This is a genomic window from Pseudarthrobacter sp. SL88 (assembly GCF_026672455.1).
Classification (GTDB): domain Bacteria; phylum Actinomycetota; class Actinomycetes; order Actinomycetales; family Micrococcaceae; genus Arthrobacter.
In genome coordinates this window covers 2,044,931-2,070,190 of record NZ_JAPPRD010000001.1, presented here as the reverse complement: position 1 = coordinate 2,070,190, position 25,260 = coordinate 2,044,931, and the positions used below count along the sequence as shown (strand labels likewise).

Below are 25,260 nucleotides of genomic sequence, written 5' to 3'. Positions count from 1 at the left end.
CGGGTTTCGGCCGGCATGGTTCCTCCTTGGCACGTGGGTTCCAGCTCAGCCGGTGACGGAAGCGGGGCGGGGACGCATCCCGCTACGGCCGACCGCTGAAGTCTCTTGGTGCGGAATCTCGCCTGAGCCGCGTTTGATCAGGCGACTCGGCAGGGTCACCGTCCGGGCGGGATCGTTCGGCTCGGTGACTCTGGCGAGGAGGGCAGCCTGTCTGCCGACTTCTTCCGGGTCGCGGACGACGGCTGAGATATGCATTCCAGCGGACAGTTCCGTTTCATCGAACGCGATGTAGGCCAGTTTGCGCTGGTTGTCGATACGGGCCAGGAGCACTCCGGTGCTGATGCCGAGGTTCAGTGCCAGGGCTGCGCTCGGGGAGAGGGGAGCCGCATTAGGCCGGACATGGCTGCTGGGCCTGCTCCGAGGTGACAAGGCCGTCGACAATTAGTTCAGGAGCAGGGGCGACGCCGTTCTTTGTCAGGGCGGCTCTGCAGCCGCTGAGTCGCTGCCTGGCCCGGAAGGAGTCACTTCTACCCGCCAGGGCAGCTATTCGACGGTGGCCAAGGTTTAGGAGGTGCTTCGTTGCTTCCTCGACCCCCGGTCGTCGTCGGTAATCAAAACATCAACGTCGATGCCTTCAGCGGGACGACCGACGAAAACTACGGGAGTGCCGAAAAGGTGGTCTGGTGTGAGGTAGCTGCGTTCGTTTCCGTCGGGCATCATCATCAGCGCGCTGATTCTGCGGTCGATCATGGCTTTTGCGAGCTCCGGCTCGCGCGAAGAATCATCGTCCGTTGATCCGGGGAGCAGCTGCAGGCCTGCCCGCCGCAACTCCCTTTCCGCACCGGCTGCGACTCCGGCCTGGAACCCACTCCACGATCTTCGCCCAGGGACTGTCGTCGAACATGACCGGATTCGACGACTTGATCACCCGCGACGGCGGCGGGCTGGTTGACTATGCCCGGATCAGCGGAATCACACTGCAGGCCTGGTCGCCGTTCCAGAAGGCCTTTCAGGACGGGGTCTTCCCCGGCTCGCCGGACTACCCGGTGCTGAACGCCGAGCTAGACCGCCTCGGGGGCAAGTACCAGGTGACACCGACGGCGATCGCGGTGGCGAGGACTACCCGGCACCCAGCAGTGATGCAGGTGGTCCCCGGCACCACGAAGTCCCAGCGCATCGTCGACGCCTCGGCAGGCTCCGACATCCTGCTCACGCGCAGCGAGTGCTACGGACTCATCCAGGCCGCGGGCCACAACGTTCCCTGAAATCCACCGCGCGAATACACACCACGCGCGACAAAGGAAGAGCCCCGGATCCGGCTGGATTCGGGGCTTCTTCGGCGTCAGGCGCTAGGCGGAGGGGTTACTGGGCAGTGTGGCCGGCGTCGACGGGCAGAGCTGCGCCGGTGACGTAGCTGGCTGCGTCCGAGCACAACCAGAGGACCGCAGCGGCAATTTCGTCGGGTCGGCCGAGGCGGCCCAGCGGCACGCCGGCGGCGGCCTGGTCGCGGTCGAGCTCGCCGCCGTCGGCCATACGCGCCACCATCGGGGTCTCGATGGTGCCGGGGCAGACGGCATTGCAGCGTACGCCATGCTTCCCGTACTGCAGGGCGACGCTCTTCGTGGCACCGATGACGCCGTGCTTGGTGGCATGGTAGGTGCTGCGGCCGTCTCCGCCTACCAAGCCGCCGAGGGAAGAACAGTTGACGATCGCGCCGGAGCCCTGCTCTCGCATCTGCTTCAGCTCGTGCTTCATCGAGGCCCAGACGCCCTTGAGGTTGACCGCGACGATTTTGTCGAAGGCCTCCTCGGTCTCGTCGGCCGAGTCAACCGGGGGCAGCATGATGCCGGCGTTGTTGAACGCCATGTCCAGGCTCCCGAAGGCCCGAACGGTGGTGCGGACGGCGGCGGCGACCTGATCCTCGATAGTGACGTCGCATGGAATTGCGATGGCTTTGAAGCCCTTACCAGTCAGCTCGTCGGCGAGAGCCATGGCAGCGTCGGCGTCGCGGTCGACGATGGCGACGTTCGCGCCGGACTCGGCGAAGGCGCGGACGGTGGCCTCGCCCATGCCGGCGCTGCCGCCGGTGACGAAGGCGGTCTCGCCTGTGAAGTCGTAGTAAAGTTGGGTCATTTCTCTCTCTCCTAACAGTGGTGGGCGTCGATGATGTCGGTGGGGTCCGTTGCCAGCCGACCGGCGGGAGCAGCAGGGATGTTCAGTTCGGCAGATTCTGTGCCGCGCTGCCAGATGGAACGAGCCATCAGACGTAGGCCAGGAACCGTCCAGCGAAAATTACGCCCGTCCATGTCGTCATGGAAACGACCGCCGAGACGCGGGCAGCGACCGGTGTCACGTCGGCGGCCGCCCATTCGTCGACTCGACGGTGGACGCCGCGGTGAAACACGAGGACGTTCAGACCGGCCAGGAGCAGGAGCCCGAGTTTCCACGGTGCGGCACCTGAGCCAGCGACGCCGACAGCCTGCGCGCTGAACAGCAGGATGCCCGTGACGACCGCGACGGCCAGTCCAATGTGGGACACGGGCAGGAGGTAACGCGCGGCCCTCGTGACGGATACCAGCGCACGTCCCACGCCCAGGAGACGGAGGTCGAACGCAAAGGCCGGGCCGACGAGCACTGCGAGTCCGAGGATATGGAGGCTCTCAAGCGTCGGATACATGAAGGGGGTGGAGCGCACGGCATCACCGAGCACGGAATCCTGCAGCCAGCGCAGGTTCTGTTCAAGCCATTCAGGCATCCTGGCTCCGATTATCCTGGCGGTTACGGCGGCGTATGTAGAGGACGCCGCCGGCGGCCGCGACGACGAGGACGGCACCGAATACCGCCCAGACTGCCCATGTCTGCGGGCCGCTGGCGTCGGCGATGTCGGTATCGTTTGCCTGAGAGTCCGTCTCCATTGGGTCCTCCACGGTTGACGGCACGGTGACAGGCTCGTCGCCGGCCTTAGCATGCCCTGGCAGTGGTGCCCTGACCGGGAGCGTATTTCCGATCACCTGGTTAACGGGCGCATGATCGTCGCCGTACCAGAACGCGACCGGACGGAAGAGGCCGTCATCGGTACTGTTGATGTACCCGACGCCCTGGAAGCGCTCTCCAACCTCCAGGGAGCGGTTCAATCCGTTGTTGCTCGACCACCACGGCGGAGCGATGATGACCTCAAGCTCGTCGTGGGGGCCGTCATAGGTGGGAGCCGCCTCAACCCTGATACTGTCCTCCGGTCCCGACAGCTCATCGGGGATCGGCAGATCAGGCGTGCTGGCCGGAAGCTGGGCATCCAGTCTCACATCAAAAAGCGAATGCGGATCGCCCCAGGTCCCCTCGGACGAGACGGTGCCGGCGATGTAGACGAGTTCATTGGTCTCGAAGCCGCTCCAGCCGTGGTGCGCGGCGGCCGGTGACACCGGAACCAATGTGATCGCAGCGGCGGCGAGGAGAGCTGCCGTGGCCAGAAGGCCTCGGCGGAGTGGACGGTCGGTGTGGGTGGAGACGCTCAAAGTCGTCGATCCTCTCTGTGGGCGGTGCGGCTCTCTTCTGGTGAGCCTGGGCCGGTGTTCAACTTTCCGAGGGGAACGCGACGCCGGTCTGCTCGGCGTAGGCGGCCAGCAGCCGGTCCTGCGCCTGAGGGTCGTGCACAAGTTCGTTCACGCGCGTCTCGACCTGCTGGTGGAAGAGGAACTCACCGGTGACGTCGCTGCCGGGCTCGACGCCCTCGGCCAGCCAAACCTGAGTCATATAGCCGTCGCGAAGGCTGTCGGGCGTGCTGGTGTTCCCGTTGTGGAAGCCCATCAGCGTTGGGATCCAGCCGGGCGCGACGGCGTTCACCTGCCGACTTGGCCAGAGTCGGGCCGCTGCCGTGGCGATCATCGCGACGTGCAGCTTGCTGTCTCCGTAACTGATGCCGCCGCCCGAGCGCACCTCGTCAAGCCTGACGCTTCCGCCGAGGTGCAGGTCGGAGGTGAGGTAGCTCAACTGCTGCGGCGGGGTCACCAGCGCGGTGAGCAGGTAGGGCGAGAGGGAGTTGGAGTTGAGCAGATCGCCGTCGGGGAGCCCGTACTCGCCGGCATTGTGGATGATGACGTCGAAATCGCCGAGGGCGTTGATCTGCCCGGCCAGCGCTCTCGTCTCGTCGAGGTCGAGCAGATCGCCGGTCACTACGTGCTCCAGGCCCGGCAGGTCGCGCCTGACGTCGGCGGCGCGTTGAACGTTGCGGGCGTGGGCGACGACTGTGTGCCCGCGCTTGAGGAGATATGCCGCGCAGAGTTGCCCGGCACCGGCTGCGGAGCCGGTGATGAGGATGCGCTTCGTGTCGCCGGCGAGCGGGTGGATGTTCTCGTGGATCCAAGCCAGCTCGTCGGCGACTTGTCGGGTGTTGTAGACGCCGACGCCGTACAGCCCGCCCTGGGCCCCGACGTCGCCTCCGGATGTTGGAGGGCGGTCGGGCTGAGTTCCCGTAGGCGCAGGCGTCGAGGCGTTCTGCGGGGGAGCGCTGGTGCAGGCGGCCAGGACCACTGCGCCGAGCGCCGTTCCGGTTAGCAGGAGGCTGCGCCTGGTACAGGGAATCGCATTAGGCGTCATTCTCATCAATTCCTTTGCTCAGCCGACGACGGCTATGGTCAGCTGCTGCCGGTCCAGCAGCTCGATACGGTCGATGGCTTCGGTCTCGCCGGTCCTGGCAGGTCGGTTTCGAGAAGGAGAGTTGCCATCTGCCTGACTCTCAGGCTCTACGACCCGCCCTTGGTTTGCACGGGAGCCGGGCTCACCGGGGATGACGCAGGGCCGCATCCCGCGAGGTGTAGCGCCAGCGCGATTAGGGCGCCGTCGGCTGTTGTGGGCTGTCCGCATCGTGGAGGTCTCCGGGTCGTTCCGAGGTCTACACATCAGATTCAACAGCGAGAATTGAAAGCCCGGGAGTCCCTGTCGAGGGGGGTACCAAGAGGGACCCCCGCGCCGCGGTGATAAAGGGTCCTTGGATGTGGCAGACGGACACCGCAGGGAGGTCTTCATGATTTCGCGGATAATTTCTCGGATCCCAACAGGCATTGCGGTCCCGCAGCGGTCGCGCGTTCGTATGGCCCTGTGATGAGCAGCAGGGCCGACCAGTGCCGGCGGTTGGGCGGCCCTGCAGGCCATGAACGACGGTGGAACGAAGGCTGCTGTTTGCCGGCGATGAAGGAGCCGTCGCCACGAGCGCCTCACGATTGGTGCAAGCATGCTAATAGATAGACGGCTCCACCTGCGGCAGCGGTGACACCTAGGTGCCGCACCATGGGTAGCCGCATGTCCGGGTTGGCCGCGGCCGGGCCAGCTTTGGCTGCGCCGACTGCTTCCCGCAACCGCCTGGAGCCTGGCGACACCTCGAATGGGGCTGACAACTTTTACACCAGCGATCAGGTCACCGTGAAGAAGATATCGTTCAAGAACAAGTACGAAATGAAGGTTGTGGGCAACCTTTTCGTCCCCAACAATCTGAACGGTGGGACGACTCACCCGGCACTCGTGGTTGGACACCCCATGGGTGCAGTTAAGGAACAGAGTGCCAACCTGTACGCCACCAAGATGGCCGAGCAGGGGTACGTAACGCTTTCCTTCGATCTATCGTTCTGGGGTGAGAGCGCCGGCAAGCCCGGAAACTCGGTCTCTCCTGACATTTACGCCGAGGACTTCAGTGCCGCCGCCAACTACCTGCGCGCTCAGGCCTTTGTGGACAGGGAACGCATTGGAGCAATAGGGATCTGCGGCAGCGGCAGCTTCGTGATCAGCGCTGCCAAGATTGATCCCCGGATCAAGGTGATTGCCACGGTGAGCATGTACGACATGGGCGCAGCGAACCGCGACGGGCTCAACAAGTCCGTGACGCTGGAACAGCGCAAGTCCTTCATCGTGCAGGCAGCTGCGCAGCGCGACGTCGAATCGGCGGGCGGCGCCATCGAGTACACCGGCGGCACCCCGGACGAGCTCACGGCAGAATCCACGGCGGTGGACCGGGAGTTCTACGACTTTTACCGGACCGCCCGCGGCTACCACCCGAACACCACCACTCACCCCGCCCTGGCCACCAACACCAAGTTCATGAACTTCCACCCGTTCAACGACCTGGACCTGATCTCACCGCGGCCGCTGCTGTTCATCGCCGGCGACCAGGCCCACTCCAGGGAGTTCAGCGAAGAGGCCTACCGCCTCGCCACCGGACCGAAAGAACTCTTCTGGGTTCAAGGAGCCGGCCACGTAGACCTCTACGACCGCGTGGGTCTCATCCCCTTCGACAAGCTCACGGACTTCTTCCGGGCCCAGCTCTAACCAAGGCAGGTGGCGCGCGCCGTCCCGCGGCGCGCGCCTCTCACCGGCTGCCAGCCTAAGAACGCGGACGTCGGCCGCGCGGGGAGGCAGCCGCGGAATTCGGTATCATCCGCAATTTCCTGGTTCCGCCCACCAGCGGAGTCGGCGGTGTGATCGCCAAGGAGTTATGTTCCGGGCCGCCGCTGCTGGTCGGGATTTGACCGCCTCCGCAGACAACTGGCTGGCCACTCAATGGCCCGGGACTGTGACCATGCCCTACTGGTCTGACCAGGTGCTCCATGCCGCCCCAGCGCCCGACGGTATCCAACTAGGCAGCGCAGGTTTCCGTTGAGGATCGGCGGAGGTGACCCTGCGCACTAACAGGTGCCACTAACCGAAACTCTCTGGAGTGTCCAGACAAATGAGGGAGACTTCCGCACCTCAGTAACACGTCTCGACCGACGAGGCGGACTCCGTTCCCTACCTGCCGGCAACGGCCGCTGAGTGGCCACGCGCGGCAGGGGCTTTGACTCGGTTATTTGGGGGTCCCTCCCAGTACCCTTCACGACAGGGGCTCCTACACATTCTCGCCAGGTGCTTTGCTGGAATGGTCCCACCTTCATGATTTGGAACGGATCCTCTCCCATGCACCTGAAGACACTGGCCCTGGCGGCGATGTGCGTGCTGGCGTTGCCCCTGGCGGGGTGCGGCGCCCCGTCGGATCGCCCGGCCCCCAGTAATGAACCGGCGTCCTCCCCGATGGAAGGGTCCACGGAGACCCACGGATCGCCGTCGCAGCCTTCACCTGTCCCGTCCTCCGCAAATGTTGCGGACAGCACCCCGATCACCATAGATATCGGTGGCGGGGTCGTGACAGGTAGGCTTTCCGGCAACGCAACTGCACGATCCCTGGCGGGGATGCTTCCCGTCACGCTCTCGTTCAGGGACTACGGCGGGCAGGAAAAGATCGCAGTGTTGCCGGAGCCACTCCCGCTCGACGGCGTCCCCGCCGGCGACAGCGCTGATCCACTGGCAATCGGCTACTACGCGCCAGACCAAGCCATCGTCCTCTATTACGAGCACGTCGGGAACGCACGCGGAATCGTGGGAATTGGATCGTTCGACGACCTCCGTCCTATCCGGGACCAAACGGAAGAGTTCACCGCCACATTGACTGCCGCGAGGTGAGCTTGCAACGCAGCAGCACCCCGAATTCTCCACCAATGAACGGAACCATGTTGACCCGAGCAGACTTCCAAGATGACCTCGGCCAAGCGCCCGTCGACAGCCTGCCCTATGAAGACCTCGGAACGTATGGGGATTCGGAGGCCGCGGCGCCGGAAAGCGATCCTGCCGCCCCGGCAGAGCTGTTTCCCTGGGCGGCCCTGCTGGTCATGGCCCTGATGGGATTCGTCCTAATTGCCACCGAAACCATGCCCGCCGGCCTGCTGCCTCAGATCGCTGCGGAACTGGACGTCACCGAAGGGACAGCGGGGCAGTTTGTCAGTGCGTATGCCCTGGGCACCGTTGTTGCTGCCATGCCCGCCATAGCCTTGACTCGGGGTATGCGGAGGAAACCCGTTTTCATTGTGGGTATCCTCGGATTCCTGGCAGCGAACCTCACGGCAGCTGCCTCCACTGACATCGTCCTCTCCCTGGTAGCTCGACTCCTGGCCGGTGCATTTTCCGGCCTGCTGTGGGGCATGCTTGCTGGCTACGCCCGCCGCATCACGGCCCCCAAACATGCCGGGCGGGCCTTATCCGTCGCGTCCATAGGAACACCGGTGGGCCTGGCAGTGGGAACGCCCTTCGGTGCTTGGATCGGAACGACGTTCGACTGGCGTTGGTCCTTCGGCGTACTGTCCATCCTCACGGTTCTCACCTTGCTGCTGGCGGCACTCCTGGTCCCGGATGCTCCCGGCCAACGTGCTGCAACGCGGGTACCCCTCGGAAGGGTCCTGGCCATCCCCGGCGTTGCGGTCATCCTCGGAGTCATCGTCAGCTGGATGCTGGGGCACAACATCATGTACACCTACATCGGCTCGTATCTGCGCGCCGCAAGCGTGGATATCCCGGTCGAGGCCGCACTGTTGACGTTTGGTGCGGCCGCCATCGCCGGGATCGCGCTGACCGCTGCGGTCATCGACAAGTGCGTTCGGCGCATGGTCCTGCTCAGCCTCGGGACCTTCACCGTGGCCGGAGTGATCTTCATCGTTGGCCAGGCGTCAGCGGTGGCAGTCTTTGCAGCCATCATCCTGTGGGGTATCGCTTTTGGCGGCGCGGCAGCCCAGCTGCAAACGGCCATCAGCGCCGCGAGCGGCGAAAACGCCGACGTGGCCAACTCCATGCTCGGCGTCGCTTTCAACCTGGCCATCTTCGCCGCGGGCCTGGCGGGCGCGATGGTGATCAGCAGCTTCGACGGGCTGGTCCTGCCCGTTGCCCTGGTGGGACTTGCCGCCGTCGCGCTCTTATCCGCTCTTGCCGGACGCCGCACAGCCTTCCCCGCGTAGCAGGACATCGGCATCTTCCGCTGCTCTCCCGTTCCAAAACTCAGAGGAATACCCCATGAAGTCTGTCCCCATATGCCGGCCTGCCCTGCTGACCTTTAGCCTTGGAGCCTCCATGCTGCTGGCGTCGTGCAGTAGCCCGGCGGCAGGTCCATCGCCCGAGACGGCGACGATTCCATCCCTTGGCCTGTCATAGCAGCGGTCCTGCAGGGAGCAGCAGACCGCGCTCAAACTGGATCAGCGGCAATGGAACGACTGTTTAGCGAGCACGCGGCAGAGCACGCCAAGAACATCTCTACCGGCATCCGGACGATGACAAGTTTGTACCCGCAGATCTACATGCACCAAGGCTAGTCAACATGACGGCCGGCGGCTTCATGGATGCTGAATTCGACGGAGAGCCTTGGTTCAACCGCAGCGAGGGGGAGCCAAAGCACCACAGTTAGTAAGTGGAGACCCAGATGAAGCCCCCACTAGGGCTATGTTCCGTGGAAGGACTGTGGAAATAGGCCGCTTGGGAGGTATGGACAATGTCTACACTATTCACGTTGGATCGTGCTTTCTAGCGCCGGGCTGGCTCGGATTGCTTATGTTTTCGTCAGTTCCCAATGTTTAAGGATCGGAGTGTAGCTCGAGTCCCACCTCGGGCACGTGTTTTCCATGTATAGGGCCTTGTGTGCCTCCGAGTGTGCACGAACTGTTCACCGATGGCCCTTGCGGGGGCCCTTTTTCGTTGGTGGCCGTTTCTGTGGCCGGCGGGCTCCTTCCACTTAAGACTTGATGGCTCGGCGTGTTTACCTCTTCAGGTCGAGCAGGGGGTGGGCGACCCGATCGCTATCGTCTTTGACGGACTCCTCTGCTTTGCAGTAACTTTCCCGGTCACGACGCCGCCGGGAGGCGTTCTGGTTCAGGGCAGCGACTCTCCTGTGACGCTCGTTGCCGTCACACAGTCGCTGCCATGCCTCGTCCGTGCTGATTCTCCTGCCCACGCGGCTGTAGGGGACGTACCGACGTGCAGTTGCACGATCGAGACCGGTCCGGTCATCTTGTGGATGACCGGACCGGCTGTAATGGTGCAGGGGTATTACGCGTCAGTGCTGGTGTAAGGCCCCGTGCGCGTGTGCAGGGTGGGTGGCTGCGCCGGAGATGCTGCCGGTAATCCAGGACATCATGCCCGCCGTGGCGTCAAAAGCCGGCTTGCGGTTGGCATTGGACCAGACTGTTTCCGGCCTGCACTGGAGCAGGATCAGGTTGCTGCCCTCCGGGAGCTCTTCGTCCACGGCGAACTCGATGTCCTGAGGCGCCTGGTGGATCCGTTCCAGCTTCTTGCCGAGCGTCGCTAGAGCCACCACCTCATTGTCCTGCAGGCACAGCACGTCCCGGCGATCGGCGGGAACGTCCACCGGCGCGTCACCGCGGCGGTATTCAATGATCTTGTTACCCAAAGTCCTGTCGGCGATGCCGAGGCCCACCTTGTCCACGACAAAGCGGTCTGGTGTCACCTCGCCGCCCACCACCGACAGGCCAGCTCGCCCGGCTTGGGTGCCCCGTAGTACGTGCCGAGCTTAACCGAGATCCGCCAGTCGCGGATGACCCGATTCCAGGTAATGGCCGTCGTGATCGCACTGACGCTGATCCTCATCGACGGATTCGATGTGGCCGTCATGGCCTATGCAGCTCCCAGCCTCTCGAGAGTATGGGGGATCGACCCTGTCACGCTCGGCTTCCTGCTCAGCGCCAGCCTGTTCGGGATGGCTGCGGGCTCGATCTTCCTGACTCCGGTCGCGGATAAGATCGGCCGCCGGAAGCTGGCCCTGATCTCGCTGGTCATTATCAGCGCAGGCATGGTCCTCTCCGTCTTTGCCGCCGATGCTGTCCAGCTGATGGCGTTCAGGATCATCACCGGGCTCGGTGTGGGCGGAATGATGGCGAACCTGAACGTCTTGGTCTCTGAGTACTCCTCGGACAAGCGCCGCGGCACCATCATCGGCATCTACGCCGCCGGCTACCCGATCGGCGCCACCGTGGGTGGGCTTGTGGCCGGACCCATGATTCCCGTGTTCGGCTGGCAGTCCGTCTTCGTGGTGGGCGCTGCCCTGACGGTCCTGATGCTCCTCATCTCCTGGCGCTTCCTGCCCGAGTCACTTGACTACCTCCTCACCCGCCGTCCGCAGAATGCCCTGCCCAGGGTCAATGGCATCCTTGCCCAGATCGGCCGCCCGGCCCTGGCTGACCTGCCCGCCCTCCCTGCCGCCGTCCGCCAGCAGGGCGCCGTAGCTGAGATCCTAAGCCGCCCCACCCGCTTCCGTACGCTTGCCCTCTGGATCGGTTACGCCTGCCTGGTGGCTGCGTACTACTTCGCCAACACGTGGACGCCCAAGATTGTGGCCGCTGCCTCCGGTGATGACTCCCTCGGCGTGACGATCGGCGTGATCGCCAACGCCGGCGGCATCCTGGGCTGCTTCATCTTCAGCGGCCTCGCCATCAAATACCGCAGCCGCCCGCTGCTTGTCTGGGCACTTGGCCTCGCCGCCGCCGCCTATCTGCTCTTCGGCGTGGTGTTCACCCAGGTCAGCGTCGCCGTCGTGGTTGCTCTGTTCCTTGGTATCCTCACCACCGCCGGGATCGCCGGCTTCTACGCAGTGGCACCCGACGTCTACACCGCGCGGGCACGGGCCACTGGTATCGGCTGGATGATCGGTCTGGGACGCCTGGTGTCCATTGTTGCCCCCATCCTGGTGGGCTACCTGATTTCCGGCGGCTGGCAGCCGGAGCGGATCTTCTTCCTCTTCGCCATCCCGCTGGCGGCTTCCGCCCTGTGCATTGTTTCGTTGGGTGTATCGCTGAAGCGGACCCGGCCGCCTGCCCTTGCAGACACCGCCCTCGCCCCCTCCACACCCGCCTCGTAATCGGAACCCGCACTCTCGACGTCAAGACATAGAAGGAAAAACGCATGCGTTCAGTTGAAACCGGTACCCTGCTGCGGTCCGCCCCCCAACGTGAGGAATGGCCCGGCTCCCGGATGGGCCGCTTCCTGGCCGACGTCGAGCAGAAGACCGGCAGGACGTTCGCCTCCTATGAGGACGCCTGGCAGTGGTCCGTGGACAACCTCGAAGAATTCTGGGCAGAAGTTTGGGACCACTTCGAAATCATCTCCCACACCCCCTACCAGGCAGTTCTGGGTAACCGGACCATGCCGGGTGCGGAGTGGTTCCCCGGCGCCACCATCAACTACACGGAACACACTGTCCGCGCGGTCCGTGCCCGCCAGGACGACATTATGGTCAAGTCCCGCAGCCAGACCGCCGGCAGTTCCGACTGGACCGGCGGCCGGCTCCTGGAAGAAATCGGGCGCATCCAGCAGGGCCTGATCCGCCACGGCATCGTGGCGGGGGACCGGGTTGCCGGCTATCTGCCCAACATCCCGCAGACCCTAGCGGCCTACTTGGCCACCACGGCACTGGGCGCCGTCTGGTGCTCCGTCCCGCCGGAAATGGGCCCCAAGTCCGTAGTGGACAGGATCAGCCAGCTGGTACCGAAACTAATCATCGCCATCGACGGCTACCGGTGGGGCAAGAAGGACCTTTCGCGGGCGGAGGACCTGGTACGGGTCCGGATGGAACTGCCTGAGACCCAAGTGGTGCTTCTGCCGTACCTCGATCCGGACTGCGCACTTCCGGCCAACACCATTGCCTATGCAGACTTCACCCGTGAGAGCGCCGACATCCGCTTCGAAGCCGTGCCGTTCTCCCACCCGTTGACCGTCTTGTTCTCCTCCGGCACCACGGGCAAGCCCAAAGCGATCGTTCACTCGCACGGCGGTCTGCTGCTGGAGCACTTCAAAGCCATGGGTCTGCACTTCGACATGGGCCCGACGGACACGGCATTCTGGTTCACCACCACCGGCTGGATGGTGTGGACGCTGGGCGTCTCCACCCTGTTGACCGGCGCGGCCGTCGTCCTCATGGACGGGGATCCCAACTGGCCAACGCTCGACGGCGAATGGTCCCAGTGGGCGGTGCTGGCCGAGACAGAAGCCACGTACCTTGGTACGGGATCTGCCTACCTCGCGGCCTGCGCCCACGCTGGCCTCACACCCGGCAAGACGTGGGACCTCAGCCGCCTCCGCGAGATCCAGTGCTCCGGCTCGCCGCTCGCGGCGGACGTTGCGGGGTGGGTGTACGACGACGTCAGCCCGGACCTGGTGCTTGCCCCCACCTCCGGGGGTACTGATATCTGCGCCGCATTCCTGGGCGCGAGCCCATTGACCGGCGTCTACGCCGGCGAAATGTCCTGCCGGCCTCTGGGCGTCTCAGTGGAATCCTGGGACCGGGACGGACATCCGTTGCACGGCACGGCGGGCGAGCTCGTGGCTACCAAACCCATGCCCTCCATGCCGGTGTTCTTCTGGGGGGACAGGGACAACGAACGGTACACCGACAGCTATTTCAGCGCGTACCCGGGGGTCTGGCGACACGGCGACTGGCTCATCGAGACCGAACGTGGCACATGGGTGATTTCCGGCAGGTCCGACGCCACCCTCAACCGGGGCGGCGTGCGCCTGGGCACGGCAGAGTTCTATGCAGTGCTCGATGGCCTGCCACAGGTCAACGACAGCATGGTGCTGCACTTTGAGGATCCCGCCGGGGGAATGGGCCGTCTCGCGCTGCTCGTTGAAGCCCAGGAAGGTGCCGATACGGCACAACTGGAGTCCGCTGTCCGGCGTGCCCTGCGGACGGAACTGTCGCCCCGCCACGTTCCGGACGACGTCGTCTTCGTCCCCAGCATTCCACGCAACCCTTCAGGAAAGCGGCTCGAAATCCCACTCAAGCGCGTCATCCAGGGCGCCGTGCTGGGCGATGCCCTGGACCCAGGCGTCCTGGTGAAACCCGATGATGTCGGCGAGACAGTACGGCTCATCAAGGAAGCATTCGCCGCATGACTACTACCAGGAAGGTAGTTCCCATGAATATTCCCGACCTCGTCGCCATCGACATGCATGTCCACATCGAAGCCGACGGCCACGGCCACACCGACATGCCTGAGGACTTCCGCGAAGCCGCCCGCAAGCATTTCCGCACCTCCCACGAACCCCTGAACGTGGACAGCGTGGCCGCGCACTACCGCGAACGCAACATGGCCGCCGTGGTCTTCACCGTTGACCACGAATCCCAGACCGGGCATCCACCCATCTCCAACCGTGAGATTGCCCGCCAGGCCGCAGCGCATCCGGATGTCCTTATTCCCTTCGCCAGCATCAACCCCTCCCGCGGGGAAGAGGGTGTGCGGGAAGCGAAAATCCTGGTGAAGGAATTCGGAGTTAAAGGCTTCAAGTTCCACCCCAACCTGCAGGGATTCTTCCCGAACGATCCCCTGGCCTATCCCCTCTATAAGGCCATCCAGGAACTGGGGGTTCCTGCGCTGTTCCACACAGGACAGAGCGGAATCGGGTCCGGAATGCCGGGTTCTGGCGGGATCCGGCTGAAATACTCCAACCCGATCGTGCTCGATGACGTGGCCGTGGATTTCCCGGACCTGAAGATCATCATGGCCCACCCCTCTTTTCCCTGGCAGGACGAGGCGCTGGCGGTCGCGGCGCGGCACACCAACGTCTACATCGACCTCTCCGGCTGGTCCCCGAAATACTTCCCGCCGCAGCTGGTGCAGTACGCCAACTCACTCCTGCGGACCAAAGTCCTGTTCGGCTCCGACTACCCGATGATCCCGCCGGACCGCTGGATCGCCGACTTTGAGAATCTGCCCATCAAGCCCGAAGTCCGGCCGCTGATCATGCGCGAGAACGCCATCCGGCTACTTGGCCTCGCCGGCGCCTGAGCCTGTCCCAACTACGGACGAGGAAACAACAATGTCACAACGCGTACTTATCACCGCCGGTGCCAACGGGATCGGCCTAGCTACCGCCAAGGCCTTCACTGCCGCCGGCGCCCAGGTCCACATCGCCGACATCGACGCCGACGCCGTCAACGCGGTCACCGGCGAATTCGAGAACATCACCGGATCCGTCACAGACGTCAGCAATCCTGATGCCGTCGCCGCCCTGTTCGCTGATGTCGTCAAAGAACTGGGCGGGCTGGACGTGCTGATCAACAACGCCGGCATTGCTGGCCCCACCGCTCCAGTAGAGGAATACGACGCCGGCGCGTTCGCCGCCGTCGTCAGCGTGAACCTGCAGGGCACGTTCAATGTGACCCAGCAGGCCATCCCGCTGCTCAAGGAATCCGATGCTGCGTCCATCATCACCATGTCCTCCCTGGCCGGCCGCTTCGGCTATCCGAACCGGGTTGCCTACTCCACCACCAAGTGGGGCCTGGTCGGTTTCGCCAAGACCCTGGCCATGGAACTGGGCCCGTTCGGCATTACCTCGAACACCATCCACCCGGGAGCTGTGGACGGCCCCCGCATCATGAGCGTCTTCGAAGGCCGCGCTTCCGTTCCCGGCCGCAGCGTCCAGGAAGAGATCGACTCCGCGATGGCCAACCAGTCGGTAAAGAAGTTCATCAACCCGGACGACATCGCCGCACTGGTCATGTTCCTCGCCGGCCCGCACGCCCGCACCATCTCCGGACAGATGTTCCCCATCGACGGCGACTCCAAGGCCGCAGTCTAAGGAGTGCCAAGACCCACCGCACACGCCTCAGCCTCGGATATAAACGCCCCTTCCAAGCTGTCCCGCCGGGCAGGCAGCTCTGGTACGAATGAGGGCGTGCTCACTGTGCGCTGGTTTTGGGCCATCACGTCGCTCCCGCTGTTACCACCGTCCCGGCTGCCTTGCCTGCGAAAAGGCGGTTCCGTAGCAGGAGCGGCTCCTTTTGGGTCCCTTCTTGCTTGTTTTCGATCATCGACAGTGGACCTGCTGTTGGCTTGAACCTGCCTCTGAATTACCCCTTCTGAACGCGTGGACAATGTCCACACTTTTCGTCGCGGACTGCTTCGTAATGCCTTTGGACTGCTCCGGATTGCGCATGTTTGCGCGGCTCCCAAGTAGTTGCAAGGCCCGGAAGACAGTTCGAGTCCCACCTCGGGCACAGCGTTCCGCGGCTGTTCGCGGCTCGAGGGTAGGCCTTAGGGCGCTGCGCCGCGGGGCCTGGCTTGGCCAGGTTTGGCATGAGCGCGGTTCCGGCGGATGTACTCAGAACGGTTCGGATCAACCTTGTTCGAGCATGTTCGAGTGTATTGTGACGCCGGCATCAGGCTCATAGTCTCGGGGTGCCCGGCCTTCCTGAACCGCCCGGCACACAGCACCCGACACCCCGACGATGAGGTCCCTCCATGGCGATATCAGCACACAGAATCCGAAGGCCAGTCGCCGCCCTGGCAGCAGCCGTGACCGCAGCCGCCGGCTTGGCACTCCTGCCGGCAGCTCCGGCAGCCAAGGCAGCAGACTCAACTGCCGTCACCATTACCCCGAACCCGGCCAGCCGCGGCGAAGCGTTTGAAGGTTGGGGCACCAGCCTTGTCTGGTTCGCGAATGCGACCGCGGGATACTCACCGGAGCTGCGCGAACAGCTGTACCAGAAGGTCTTTGGTGAGGACGGCCTGAACCTTAATATTGCCCGCTACAACGTGGGCGGCGGCAATGCCTCGGACGTCAAGGACTACCTCAACGATGGCAGCGCAGTGGAGGGCTGGTGGAAGCCAGTGGCTGAAGCGACACCCGGCCAGCCGGCGTCGGACCTGTATAGCCCGGACGGAAGTGTCGATAAGACCCAGGCCAACAAACTCGCCTTCCTCAAGGCCTGGAACCCGGACGATCCTGCGTCCTTCAACCCCGATGCCGATCAGAACCAGCGCTGGTGGGTGGAGCGTTTGGCCCAGGACCAGCAGATCACGCACTGGGAAGCGTTCAGCAACTCGCCGCCGTGGTTCATGACCAAGAGCGGCTACGTGTCCGGGCAGGTCAACACCGCCAAGGGCGAAAATCTGCTGCCCGAAGCGGAAGGCAAGTTCGCCGCCTACATGCGCCACGCCGTCGAACTTCTTGAAAAGGGCAGCGGGATCAAGGTGGACACCATCGATCCCTTTAACGAGCCCAACTCCGGCTACTGGGGCACTGACATCAATGCGGCCACCGGGAAGCCACCCACCACCTACACGCAGAAGCAGGAGGGCGCGCTGATCTACCCGGCGGCCCAGGACCGCGTGACCAAACTGCTCGCCGCTGAGCTGGCGAAGGGCAGCACTGACGCGGTTATCTCCGCGATGGACGAGACCGACCCCACTAAGTTCATGACCAACTGGAACGGCTACAGCCAGGACGCCAAAGACGCCGTGGCACAGCTCAACGTCCACACGTATGGGACCAACGATCGCCGCCGTGTCCGGGACCTGGCAAGCTCCACGGACAAGCCGCTCTGGATGAGTGAGGTGGGCGGTTTCTGGACTGGAAACCCCGCCCTGGGTGACTCAACCAGCGGCTGGGACCGCTCCAACATCACCAACGGCCTGGGCATCGCGAGCCGAATGGTCAATGACCTTCGCGAACTCGATCCCAATGCCTGGGTGTTCTGGCAGCCCGTGGAGGACACGTACAAACAGGAGAAGGCAGACAAGGGCTGGGGCTCCATCTACGTCGACTTCGACTGCAACTACGCGGGCCGCGAAGGCTACTCGAACCGCCGCATCAACGATGGCGCCACCCCGGACGCCGCCAAGTGCAAGGTCCTGACCAACCAGAAATACAACACCACCCGGAACTTCACGCACTACATCCGGCCGGGCGACTTCCTCATCCAGAACAACGACCCCAAAACCGCCAGCGCCCTCCGGGCCGACGGCAACGGTGCCACGCTGGTCCACTTCAATGACACCCCGACGCCGGAAAAGGTCACCATAGACCTTAGCCGCTTCGGGAGCATCGCGCCCGGTGCCAAGGTCACGCCTGTGGTCACCACCAAGTCGCCGCTGGACGACATCGAGAAGAACGCCTTGGTCGAGGGCACCCCGGTGGCCGTGGATACCGCGATGAAGTCCGCGACGCTTGAAGTTCCTGCAGCGTCCGTGGTGACGTTCGTCGTCGACGGCGTCAGTGGAGTTTCGGACGATGCCGCACCTGTGCAGGACGGCCACAGCTACCACCTCAGCGGCGAAGCGAGCGGCAAGTACCTGACTGCGGGCTCCGGCACCGGCGCATCGATCCAGGATCTTGGCACGGATGCAGCGGGTGTTTCCCCGCAGATCTGGACCTTCAAAGCAGTGAACTCCGGCAACGAGTTCGCCAACGACCGCCGCTGGGTTGTTACCGGCGCGGACGGGCGGGTTCTTACCGGCAACGGAGGCGTGCTGAACGGCAGCCAGGGCGGGGCGGCTTCGCTTGCTTCCCTGACGCTGGAGCAGGCCAAGGCCACTCCTTCTGCACAGTGGATAGTGACTTCGGAAAACGGCAAGCAGTGGACCCTGGTGAATGCCGCGGCTGCCATTGCCCTTCAGGTTTCTGGGAACCAAACAGCGGCTGGGACACCAGTTGCCCTGGCCTCCTCAACGGGCACCACTGCAACAGCTCTGGCTAGCCCACATCAGGCATGGGCCTTCACGGACATCGCCGATCTGAAGCTGCTGGGTGTCTCGCCCGTTGAGATGAGCACGCCCGTGGGGACAGCTCCCGTTCTGCCCGCCACCGTCACTCCCGTTTATGAGGCCGGCCCCGGCAAACCGCTGGCCGTGACGTGGACGCCCGTTGACGCTGCCTCCTGGCAGAAAGCCGGAAAAGTGACGGTATACGGTTCCGGCGTGGACCCGTACGGTCAGACGTTCGAAGCTGTCCTGACCATCACCGTGGGTGCCTACATTGCTACCGATCCCGTCTCAGTGACTGTTGGTGTTGGCGAATCGCTGGCTGCCGTGCAGGCTTCGGCTCCCGCTACTGTTCCTGGCCAGATCGCGGATGGGCCTGCCCGGAACCCGCTGTCCGTCAGCTGGGACTGGTCTTCCGTGGCCGAGTCCTCGCTGCAAGCCCCGGGTAAGGTGACAGTTGCCGGAACCGCCAACGGGCTCCCGGCAACCCTGACCGTGATTGTGGTGGACCGCGTTCCTGTAGCCAACATCTGTAAGGACGACCCCGCCACGACAGCCACAGCTTCCTACACCGAAGGCTCCTACATCGCCAGGAACACCTGCGATGCCAACCCATCCACACGCTGGTCCAACTGGGTGAGCGGCGGCCGTGCAGGTGACTCGTTGAGCTATGGCTTCGCCCGTGAGTACTCCGTCTCGTCAGTGACCGTCACGTCTGCGGAGAAGGCTGCAACAAGCCTCAAGGTCCAGTACCAGGATGCCGCCGGCGCATGGAAAGACACATCGGTGGGGACCGTGAATGGCCTCTCGATCACATCACCCACTACGGTTTCCTTCGATCCCGTGACCACGCGCGGCGTCAGGGTGTCCTTCGTGACCACGGCCTCGTACACCAAGGTCGCCGAGGTGGCCATCGTTGGAACCCGCCTGGCTGACGCCGGGCTCGCCGATCTCGGAAGGCTCCTCGTCAACCAGGCATCAGTTGTTGGCTTTGACCCCGGAACCACCAGCTACCGGTCGCTGACCTCGACGGCGACTCCCGCCGTCGTCGGCTACCCGCTGGACACGAACGCCAAGGTGACGGTTCGGCAGGCAACGGCGGAAAGCCCGACGGCGGCAGTCACCGTGACTGCCCCGGACGGAACCATGAAGGAGTACCGGGTGGCGGTGTCTACCGGTAAAGACGCATGCTTCAACGATGGCTGGAAAACGAGCCCCTCGCCCGTGTACAGGAACCAAGGGCAGTGCGTGAGCAGCTTCGCCGCCGGTAAGTAGGACTTTGAACGCAACGGGGCCCCCTTCAAAAGCGTCCCGAGGGGGCCTCGTTTCGTCCGAAAATGGTGGGTAAGGGCGCTGCTGCCCACCGTCGCGATCAGGGCAGCCGGAGCGAGTTGCCGAAGGGCCAATGCGTGCCGGACGTGGCGGGGGCGCAGGCCTGCGCCGGCAGTCGAGGGAACTACGCCTGAGTCCTGCCGGGCCTTTTGATGGATCGTGCAATGGCTTTCACAGAGTGCGCCACGAATGCGACTGTTCCCGCGAGGATCAAAAGAATGCTGACCGCTGCCAGTTGTCCGAGGAGCATGAGCAGCGCCACCGTCAGGGTTCCGCCATACGTCAGCGCGAAACTCAAGGTGTCCGGATCAGAGGGCATTGGGAGCTTTCAAGTCAGGGGGCGTGGGCAAGCCCGGGAGCAGAGGCTCCCCTTGGGGTGCGGGGCTGGCAAGTTGGGGCTATCAGGACAACAAGGGTCTGCTCGTGAGGATGTAGTCCACGGCAGCGGGTCCGGTCATCCTGAGTCCCGGCCAAAAGGTTCCATCGTGGTTTCGTCGGTGTGCACACGGCGGCAACGCGGACATCGCGTGCCAGAAGGGCTCGCTGGGTTGTGGTGTCTGCAGCTGAAGGACGCACCAGCTGACATATAGCCCATACATCTCATCGTTGGTGAGGCCATAATCAGCTGAATAGTCCGCAGTGATGCAGTCCCGGAGAAAGCGGTCCAGGGGCGGGAAATTCCAATCTTCACCGGCGGAGAAGCTGCCCACGGCTCCTGAATCCGGCGCGGAAGTCATCAACTACGCCTTAGAACCAGCGAAGACGGAACCGGCCAGAGCGCCAACATCGCCCCCATGACCTTTGATGAGGCAAACAGCCATCCGTTTGGCGAACACAGCTGCCTCCCGGTCTCCCTCGACTGCGGAGATGATGGAGCCCTTGGTCAAGATGTGGCATGACCGGGCAAAAACGTCCGGCTGGTCGAGGCCCGCTTCCTGGGCGAGTGTCCGCATAAAGGCTCTCACCTCGGCCAAATAGCCGACGGAGGCCTGGCCAAGCGGATGATCGGGACCCATCTCCAGCATTGTGCTGACGAAAGCGCAGGCCTGGAAGCCATCCTGGCGGAACCATCCATCCAGGACATCGAAAATAATCAACAGCTTGGCTGCCGGGTCATCCGATCTGCGGTTGCATTCGGCGATGATTGCCTCGACCGTGAGCTCCTGATGGCAGTGCTCCAGAAACGCGAGGACCAGCTCGTCCTTGGACGCAAAGTGTCCGTAAAAGGTAGCCTTTGCAACCCCGGCGCGCGCGATCAGCTCAGCAATCCCAACATCGCGGATGGCACGCTGCGCGAACAACTCGTAAGCGGCCCCCAAGATGCGGTCACGCGCACCCGCAGAAGACACCGAGTGCTGGGTGGGAGTGGTTACCGGGCCTGGAAGGGGGCGCTGAAGATGTTCCATCACCAGCACACCTTACCCGACGGCAGACAGACCGGTCGGTACGGCACGCGCACCTAGGTATTCCTGGGGGCGCGGCGCAGGCTTTCCTCAAGCGCCGCCTCGTACCAGAAGACGGCGCTCGGCGCAGGCTGGTCAGCATCCAAGTGCCGGTACACGGCATCCAACAGCTTGGCCAGTTCGTCGTCCGACAACGTGGCGGTGGTTGCTTCCGGCCCTCTGGGGTCGCCGATCATCCTGAAAAGTTGCGGACCTTTCATCACTGCCCTGCCGCCCGCTCCGGCGCTGTGGTTCCGCTCCCATATTCCAGGCATCCGCATCTACATGCGGCCGGCAGCAAGGTCGGGATCGGTATCGGGGTCTATGGTGGGAGGTTCCTGCTCGGTCTGCGAAGTGGCCGGCCCAGCTTTGGCCGCCTGCCGGGAGCGCCATATCGCGACGCCGCCTCCCGCCAGGACAGCCAACCCAATGATCCACCACAGCATTCCGAAAGGTGAACGGGTTTTCACGGGGGCGGTCTCCACGACCTGGTTCGAGGTGCCCGTTCGCAGGTGTTTCAACTGTTCCTGCACCCGTGGCGTCAAAGTTTCCACCCCGCCGGCCAGTTCGTCTGCAAGGTGCCGCAACAGCGCCTGCAGCCTGGGGGAGGCGGAGTCGATGCCAGCGTCCAGCCCTGCCACGGCCCGCTGAAGTGCAACCTGCACTCCAGGGGTGGCCCACTCCTTGCCTTTAGCCACTTGATGTAGGAAGGGTTCCGCCAGATGGCGAACCTGTTCCGCTTCAACTGCCGGCTTTAGTGTGCGCAAGGGTGCCTCCTACGTCCGATGGTTGTGGACAGCGTACGACTGCCACGCCCACAAAAACAGGGACCTTTGGACGATTCCAGCTTTGGATGCGTCCGCTAACATCACCGGAACGGCCGGGGTGGGTCTGCGTATGCCGGGCGGGGTATCGCTCCACTTAGCTGTTCGCCGGCTGGCAACCCTGGCACCACAGAATAAACACAGCAGGGGAGCGGCCGTCGGTGAGGGACGGCCGCTCCCTTTCTGAGCTGGGTTTTGCTTAGGCGGTCTGGGCCGGGAAACGGCCCCAGACCCGGTGGGCTGCCAGGAGTCCGCTGAGCTCCGTGACCAGGGCTTCGGCGTCGTCGCTGGCAACGATTCCCGGAGCGTCCTGCGGTATGCCGGCGGCGGTCAGCGCTGCTGAGCCCTCACCCAGGGTCGCGATGGCCTTGGCGTGCCTGAACGCTTCGGTCAACAGGAGCGTGGCCCGCGGATCCACTTGGCCGCCCGGAGCGCCGGCCTTCGCATCGAGCCCGGGTGCGGCGACGGCCGCCGGGGCTGCTGCCGAGGCGACGATGACGGCGTCGAACTCCGTGGAGCGTGCGGTGAGGTACGTCCGCTGTACGGGGACCCCGCCGTCGTCCTCCTGTCCGATGAATCCGCCGGCCGGCGCGATGACGAGCGGGACGATGCCTTGGGCGTCCAGGGCCTGGCGTGCCGTGTTCACAGCAGCGAGGTCACTGCCCTCGTCGGCCAGGATCCCGACCACGCGGCCGGCAACGGGCCAGGTCTTGCCGATCTGGGAGAGCGCAGGGCTGGCCTCGGGCGAAGACACCTGTTCCGTCGCCTCCGGAGCGGGGAGGCCGAGGCCTTTGGCCACCGCGGCGCAAAGTCCGGCGTCGATGTTGGCAAGGGCTGCGAGCTGCCGTTCCCGGATGGATTTCTCGTAGCACTTGCCGAGTTCGAACGTGTACGCCTGGATGACGTGGTCCTGCTCCACCGGGCTCAGGCTGCGGAAGAACAGGCCTGCCTGGCTGTAGTGGTCATCAAAGGAGGCGGGGTTCCGGCGTTCCTTGATGGCGGCGGCCACTTCCTCGGGCACGTCGATGAAAGCCCCGACATCATCTCCGGCGAGGAACGGGCATCCGCCGTCCAGCGAGTTGGGCCGGTACGGGGCGACTCCGGCGTGGACGGCCTGCTGGTGCATCCCGTCGCGGAGCATATCGTTGACCGGGGCCTGGGGCCGGTTGATGGGGGATCTGGCCGAAGTTGGGTCCGCCGAGGCGGGAGATCTGGGTGTCCAGGTAGGAGAAAAGCCGGACCTGCAGCAACGGGTCATTCGTAACATCGATGCCCGGAACCAAATGGCCCGGGTGGAACGCCACCTGCTCCGTCTCAGCGAAGTAGTTGGTGGGGTTGGCGTTGAGCGTCATGACGCCGATCGGCTGGACGGGTGCCAGTTCCTCGGGGACGAACTTGGTGGGATCAAGCAAATCGATGCCTTCGAACATCTGGTCTTCAGTGTCCGGGAAGGTCTGGACGCCGAGTTCCCACTCGGGGTAGGCGCCAGCCTCAATGGCATCGGCGAGGTCCCGGCGGTGGAAATCGGGATCCATGCCGTTAATGATCTGCGCTTCCTCCCACACCAGGGAATGGACGCCCTGTTTGGGCTTCCAGTGGAACTTCACCAGCGTGGTGCGGCCTTCGGCATTGACGAACCGGAAGGTGTGGACGCCGAACCCTTCCATCGTCCGGTAGGACCGGGGGATGCCGCGGTCTGACATGTTCCACATGGTGTGTGCCTGTGCCTCGGTGTGCAGGGAAACGAAGTCCCAGAAGGTGTCGTGGGCACTTTGAGCCTGGGGGATTTCCCGGTCCGGGTGCGGCTTGGCGGCATGGACAACGTCCGGGAACTTGATTCCGTCCTGGATGAAGAAGACGGGAATGTTGTTGCCCACCAGGTCGTAGGTGCCCTCGTCCGTGTAGAACTTGGTCGAGAATCCGCGCGTATCGCGGACGGTGTCGGCAGAACCCCGGGAGCCGAGCACGGTGGAAAAGCGGACGAATACCGGGGTCTCCACGTCCTTGGCCAGGAAGCCCGCGCGGGTGATGTTCGCCGCGGTGCCGTAGGAACGGAAGACGCCGTGGGCACCGGCGCCGCGGGCGTGGACGACGCGCTCGGGAATGCGTTCGTGGTCAAAGTGGGTGATCTTTTCGCGCAGGTGGTGGTCCTGCAGCAGGATGGGACCGCGGGAGCCTGCCTTGAGCGAGTGATCGGTATCGCGGAGGCGAAGACCTTGGGCGGTGGTCAGGTACTGGCCCGACTGGGCGCGTGCCGTCTCCGGCGCCCCGGTGGGGCTTCCCGTGGGCGAAACCGCCTCAGGTCCCCGCTGGTCCGGTTTGGGCGGCAGGGGCTCCCGCGGAGTTGTGGGTTCTTCCAGGGCGGCCGGTTCGCTTGCCGGGACGCCGGGAATATTGGTGCTTGCTTCTTCTGGCACGGTGCTTCTCCTTTGGGTGGGCAAACCTAGCAGTCCTCCGCCGAAACTGGATACTAAGTGTGCTTAGTACCCTAGCAAGGTTTCGCCGCACCACAAGTTCAGGGAAGGATCCACACGTGCCTCTGATTGCCTTCCGGTATGAAGGCATGAGCGGGAAGCCGTGGTGGTCCAACCATTTAAGAACTGATTCCAGCCGGAACACCGCCATTACTCAAAAACAGGTCTCGCTGCGTGCGGGCACTGTTGTAGTGAGCGGGCAGATACAGTCCAAGGCGCCAACCAAATTCAATATTCTCCTACCGGTGCCGGAATCTTGGTATGCGCTACGTTCGCCCGTGGCCCTTATTTCAATCGGCATCAGGAAGAATGGACGCCGTGAACATCCCAGACGCCGTCCTGCCGCCAAAACGCCAGACCTTCCTGGCCCGTTTGGGAGGCTTCGCGTTCGTCACGATACTGCTCCTGACGGGACCAACGCTGATCGGGATCGGCTCCTCGATGGCCGGTTCGGATGAGGAACTCGCGCGCACCGGCATTCACGCCACTGGCTCCATTGTGGACTTTGACGACGTCCGGAAAGCGTCGAACCGGAAAATCACTGTGGAGTACATTGCGGCGGACGGCACCGGCTACTCGACCTTCGCTTCCGTGGACCATGAACAGCACCCCACGGTTGGCGGGGACGTTACTGTGATCTACAGTGAATCGAATCCCGGTAAGGCCATCGTTGTGGGCTACGACGGCAGTGGCGTTTCCGTCCGCGGAATTGGTGCCCTCTTCCTGCTGATATTCACCATTCCCCTTGGCCTGGTCCTTATCATCAAAAGACTCCGGAAGAACCGCAGGCAGCGAACTGCCTAGCCTGCGCCCGAGTATGAGCTGAGCGCCCGGCGCCCCCGGCGCCCCAGGTGGC

Annotated in this window: 22 protein-coding genes and 1 pseudogene; 10 read left to right on the top strand and 13 right to left on the bottom strand. The window is 64.0% G+C overall.

Annotated elements, in window-relative coordinates; all coding sequences use genetic code 11:
* Positions 1–45: 45 nt before the first annotated feature.
* Genes OVA06_RS09520 through OVA06_RS09510 form a run of 3 tightly spaced genes read right to left on the bottom strand, consistent with a single transcriptional unit; the run spans position 46 to position 750 of the window.
* Complete coding sequence (locus OVA06_RS09520) at positions 46–429, bottom strand: hypothetical protein (RefSeq protein ID WP_268157822.1); 384 nt, start codon at positions 427–429, stop codon at positions 46–48.
* Positions 389–538: a hypothetical protein gene (locus tag OVA06_RS09515; RefSeq protein WP_268160743.1), complete on the bottom strand. Its 150-nt coding sequence runs from the start codon at positions 536–538 to the stop codon at positions 389–391. Before OVA06_RS09515 ends, OVA06_RS09520 begins: the two co-directional genes overlap by 41 nt.
* A 26-nt stretch (positions 539–564) precedes the next feature.
* Positions 565–750, bottom strand: coding sequence for a hypothetical protein (locus tag OVA06_RS09510; protein ID WP_268157820.1), 186 nt, complete (start codon positions 748–750; stop codon positions 565–567).
* A gap of 152 nt (positions 751–902) precedes the next feature.
* Between OVA06_RS09510 and OVA06_RS09505 the strand changes: the two genes are divergently transcribed.
* Positions 903–1,265: a hypothetical protein gene (locus tag OVA06_RS09505; RefSeq protein ID WP_268157818.1), complete on the top strand. Its 363-nt coding sequence runs from the start codon at positions 903–905 to the stop codon at positions 1,263–1,265.
* A 97-nt stretch (positions 1,266–1,362) separates the two neighbouring features.
* On the opposite strand, the gene OVA06_RS09500 is transcribed toward OVA06_RS09505, so the two are convergent.
* The 4 genes from OVA06_RS09500 to OVA06_RS09485 form a co-directional block, all read right to left on the bottom strand.
* Positions 1,363–2,133 (bottom strand): SDR family NAD(P)-dependent oxidoreductase, encoded by a 771-nt coding sequence (locus OVA06_RS09500; protein ID WP_268157816.1) that lies wholly within the window; start codon positions 2,131–2,133, stop codon positions 1,363–1,365.
* A gap of 127 nt (positions 2,134–2,260) precedes the next feature.
* Entirely contained in the window at positions 2,261–2,755 is a 495-nt protein-coding gene (locus OVA06_RS09495) for a DUF6644 family protein (RefSeq protein ID WP_268157814.1), read from the bottom strand.
* Positions 2,748–3,512: a hypothetical protein gene (locus OVA06_RS09490; protein WP_268157812.1), complete on the bottom strand. Its 765-nt coding sequence runs from the start codon at positions 3,510–3,512 to the stop codon at positions 2,748–2,750. Before OVA06_RS09490 ends, OVA06_RS09495 begins: the two co-directional genes overlap by 8 nt.
* 58 nt (positions 3,513–3,570) lie before the next feature.
* A complete protein-coding gene (locus OVA06_RS09485) occupies positions 3,571–4,593 on the bottom strand; it encodes an SDR family NAD(P)-dependent oxidoreductase (RefSeq protein WP_268157810.1) in 1,023 nt (340 codons plus the stop codon).
* Positions 4,594–5,283: 690 nt separating this feature from the next.
* On the opposite strand from OVA06_RS09485, the gene OVA06_RS09480 reads away from it, so the two are divergent.
* The 3 genes from OVA06_RS09480 to OVA06_RS09470 all read left to right on the top strand — a co-directional run bounded on the left by OVA06_RS09480 (position 5,284) and on the right by OVA06_RS09470 (position 8,804).
* Complete coding sequence (locus tag OVA06_RS09480) at positions 5,284–6,315, top strand: alpha/beta hydrolase (protein ID WP_268157808.1); 1,032 nt, start codon at positions 5,284–5,286, stop codon at positions 6,313–6,315.
* A 600-nt stretch (positions 6,316–6,915) separates the two neighbouring features.
* Complete coding sequence (locus OVA06_RS09475; RefSeq protein WP_326493577.1) at positions 6,916–7,482, top strand: cyclophilin-like fold protein; 567 nt, start codon at positions 6,916–6,918, stop codon at positions 7,480–7,482.
* 47 nt (positions 7,483–7,529) lie between these two features.
* Positions 7,530–8,804: an MFS transporter gene (locus OVA06_RS09470; RefSeq protein ID WP_268157806.1), complete on the top strand. Its 1,275-nt coding sequence runs from the start codon at positions 7,530–7,532 to the stop codon at positions 8,802–8,804.
* A 1,088-nt stretch (positions 8,805–9,892) separates the two neighbouring features.
* Here the strand turns inward: OVA06_RS09470 and OVA06_RS09465 are convergent.
* Positions 9,893–10,315 carry a PEP/pyruvate-binding domain-containing protein gene (locus tag OVA06_RS09465; protein ID WP_268157804.1) on the bottom strand — a complete coding sequence of 141 codons (423 nt, stop codon included), beginning with the start codon at positions 10,313–10,315 and terminating at the stop codon, positions 9,893–9,895.
* 42 nt (positions 10,316–10,357) lie between these two features.
* Between OVA06_RS09465 and OVA06_RS09460 the strand changes: the two genes are divergently transcribed.
* The 5 genes from OVA06_RS09460 (at position 10,358) to OVA06_RS09440 (ending at position 19,607) form a co-directional block, all read left to right on the top strand.
* The gene (locus OVA06_RS09460; protein WP_268157802.1) at positions 10,358–11,710 is read left to right on the top strand and encodes an MFS transporter; all 1,353 of its coding nucleotides are present in this window, start codon (positions 10,358–10,360) and stop codon (positions 11,708–11,710) included.
* A gap of 44 nt (positions 11,711–11,754) precedes the next feature.
* A complete protein-coding gene (locus OVA06_RS09455) occupies positions 11,755–13,743 on the top strand; it encodes an acetoacetate--CoA ligase (protein WP_268157800.1) in 1,989 nt (662 codons plus the stop codon).
* Positions 13,740–14,636 carry an amidohydrolase family protein gene (locus OVA06_RS09450; RefSeq protein WP_326493576.1) on the top strand — a complete coding sequence of 299 codons (897 nt, stop codon included), beginning with the start codon at positions 13,740–13,742 and terminating at the stop codon, positions 14,634–14,636. The genes OVA06_RS09455 and OVA06_RS09450 overlap by 4 nt, the downstream gene beginning before the upstream one ends.
* Before the next feature lie 31 nt (positions 14,637–14,667).
* Positions 14,668–15,429 (top strand): SDR family oxidoreductase, encoded by a 762-nt coding sequence (locus OVA06_RS09445; protein ID WP_268157798.1) that lies wholly within the window; start codon positions 14,668–14,670, stop codon positions 15,427–15,429.
* A gap of 716 nt (positions 15,430–16,145) precedes the next feature.
* On the top strand, positions 16,146–19,607 hold the full coding sequence (locus OVA06_RS09440; RefSeq protein ID WP_268157796.1) for an Ig-like domain-containing protein: 3,462 nt from the start codon (positions 16,146–16,148) through the stop codon (positions 19,605–19,607).
* 181 nt (positions 19,608–19,788) lie between these two features.
* On the opposite strand, the gene OVA06_RS09435 is transcribed toward OVA06_RS09440, so the two are convergent.
* The 5 genes and pseudogenes from OVA06_RS09435 to OVA06_RS09415 form a co-directional block, all read right to left on the bottom strand.
* Positions 19,789–19,983: a hypothetical protein gene (locus tag OVA06_RS09435; protein WP_268157794.1), complete on the bottom strand. Its 195-nt coding sequence runs from the start codon at positions 19,981–19,983 to the stop codon at positions 19,789–19,791.
* A gap of 421 nt (positions 19,984–20,404) precedes the next feature.
* Entirely contained in the window at positions 20,405–21,070 is a 666-nt protein-coding gene (locus tag OVA06_RS09430) for a TetR/AcrR family transcriptional regulator (RefSeq protein WP_268160735.1), read from the bottom strand.
* A gap of 53 nt (positions 21,071–21,123) precedes the next feature.
* Positions 21,124–21,381, bottom strand: a complete 258-nt coding sequence (locus tag OVA06_RS09425) for a hypothetical protein (RefSeq protein ID WP_268157792.1) — start codon at positions 21,379–21,381, stop codon at positions 21,124–21,126.
* A 6-nt stretch (positions 21,382–21,387) separates the two neighbouring features.
* Positions 21,388–21,804, bottom strand: coding sequence for a hypothetical protein (locus OVA06_RS09420; RefSeq protein WP_268157790.1), 417 nt, complete (start codon positions 21,802–21,804; stop codon positions 21,388–21,390).
* A gap of 325 nt (positions 21,805–22,129) precedes the next feature.
* Positions 22,130–24,347 (bottom strand): annotated as a pseudogene (locus OVA06_RS09415) (catalase).
* 375 nt (positions 24,348–24,722) lie between these two features.
* Between OVA06_RS09415 and OVA06_RS09410 the strand changes: the two are divergent.
* Positions 24,723–25,208: a DUF3592 domain-containing protein gene (locus tag OVA06_RS09410; protein ID WP_268157788.1), complete on the top strand. Its 486-nt coding sequence runs from the start codon at positions 24,723–24,725 to the stop codon at positions 25,206–25,208.
* Positions 25,209–25,260: the final 52 nt, after the last annotated feature.

Excerpts from the sequence above, each read along its gene's own strand:
- OVA06_RS09430 (WP_268160735.1), bottom strand. The coding sequence starts at position 21,070 with ATGGAACATCTTCAGCGCCCCCTTCCAGGCCCGGTAACCACTCCCACC.
- OVA06_RS09425 (WP_268157792.1), bottom strand. The coding sequence starts at position 21,381 with ATGCCTGGAATATGGGAGCGGAACCACAGCGCCGGAGCGGGCGGCAGG.
- OVA06_RS09510 (WP_268157820.1), bottom strand. The coding sequence starts at position 750 with ATGATCGACCGCAGAATCAGCGCGCTGATGATGATGCCCGACGGAAAC.
- OVA06_RS09455 (WP_268157800.1), top strand. The coding sequence starts at position 11,755 with ATGCGTTCAGTTGAAACCGGTACCCTGCTGCGGTCCGCCCCCCAACGT.
- OVA06_RS09500 (WP_268157816.1), bottom strand. The coding sequence starts at position 2,133 with ATGACCCAACTTTACTACGACTTCACAGGCGAGACCGCCTTCGTCACC.
- OVA06_RS09495 (WP_268157814.1), bottom strand. The coding sequence starts at position 2,755 with ATGCCTGAATGGCTTGAACAGAACCTGCGCTGGCTGCAGGATTCCGTG.
- OVA06_RS09480 (WP_268157808.1), top strand. The coding sequence starts at position 5,284 with ATGGGTAGCCGCATGTCCGGGTTGGCCGCGGCCGGGCCAGCTTTGGCT.
- OVA06_RS09485 (WP_268157810.1), bottom strand. The coding sequence starts at position 4,593 with ATGACGCCTAATGCGATTCCCTGTACCAGGCGCAGCCTCCTGCTAACC.
- OVA06_RS09505 (WP_268157818.1), top strand. The coding sequence starts at position 903 with ATGACCGGATTCGACGACTTGATCACCCGCGACGGCGGCGGGCTGGTT.
- OVA06_RS09435 (WP_268157794.1), bottom strand. The coding sequence starts at position 19,983 with ATGCCCTCTGATCCGGACACCTTGAGTTTCGCGCTGACGTATGGCGGA.
- OVA06_RS09450 (WP_326493576.1), top strand. The coding sequence starts at position 13,740 with ATGACTACTACCAGGAAGGTAGTTCCCATGAATATTCCCGACCTCGTC.
- OVA06_RS09475 (WP_326493577.1), top strand. The coding sequence starts at position 6,916 with ATGATTTGGAACGGATCCTCTCCCATGCACCTGAAGACACTGGCCCTG.
- OVA06_RS09470 (WP_268157806.1), top strand. The coding sequence starts at position 7,530 with ATGTTGACCCGAGCAGACTTCCAAGATGACCTCGGCCAAGCGCCCGTC.
- OVA06_RS09445 (WP_268157798.1), top strand. The coding sequence starts at position 14,668 with ATGTCACAACGCGTACTTATCACCGCCGGTGCCAACGGGATCGGCCTA.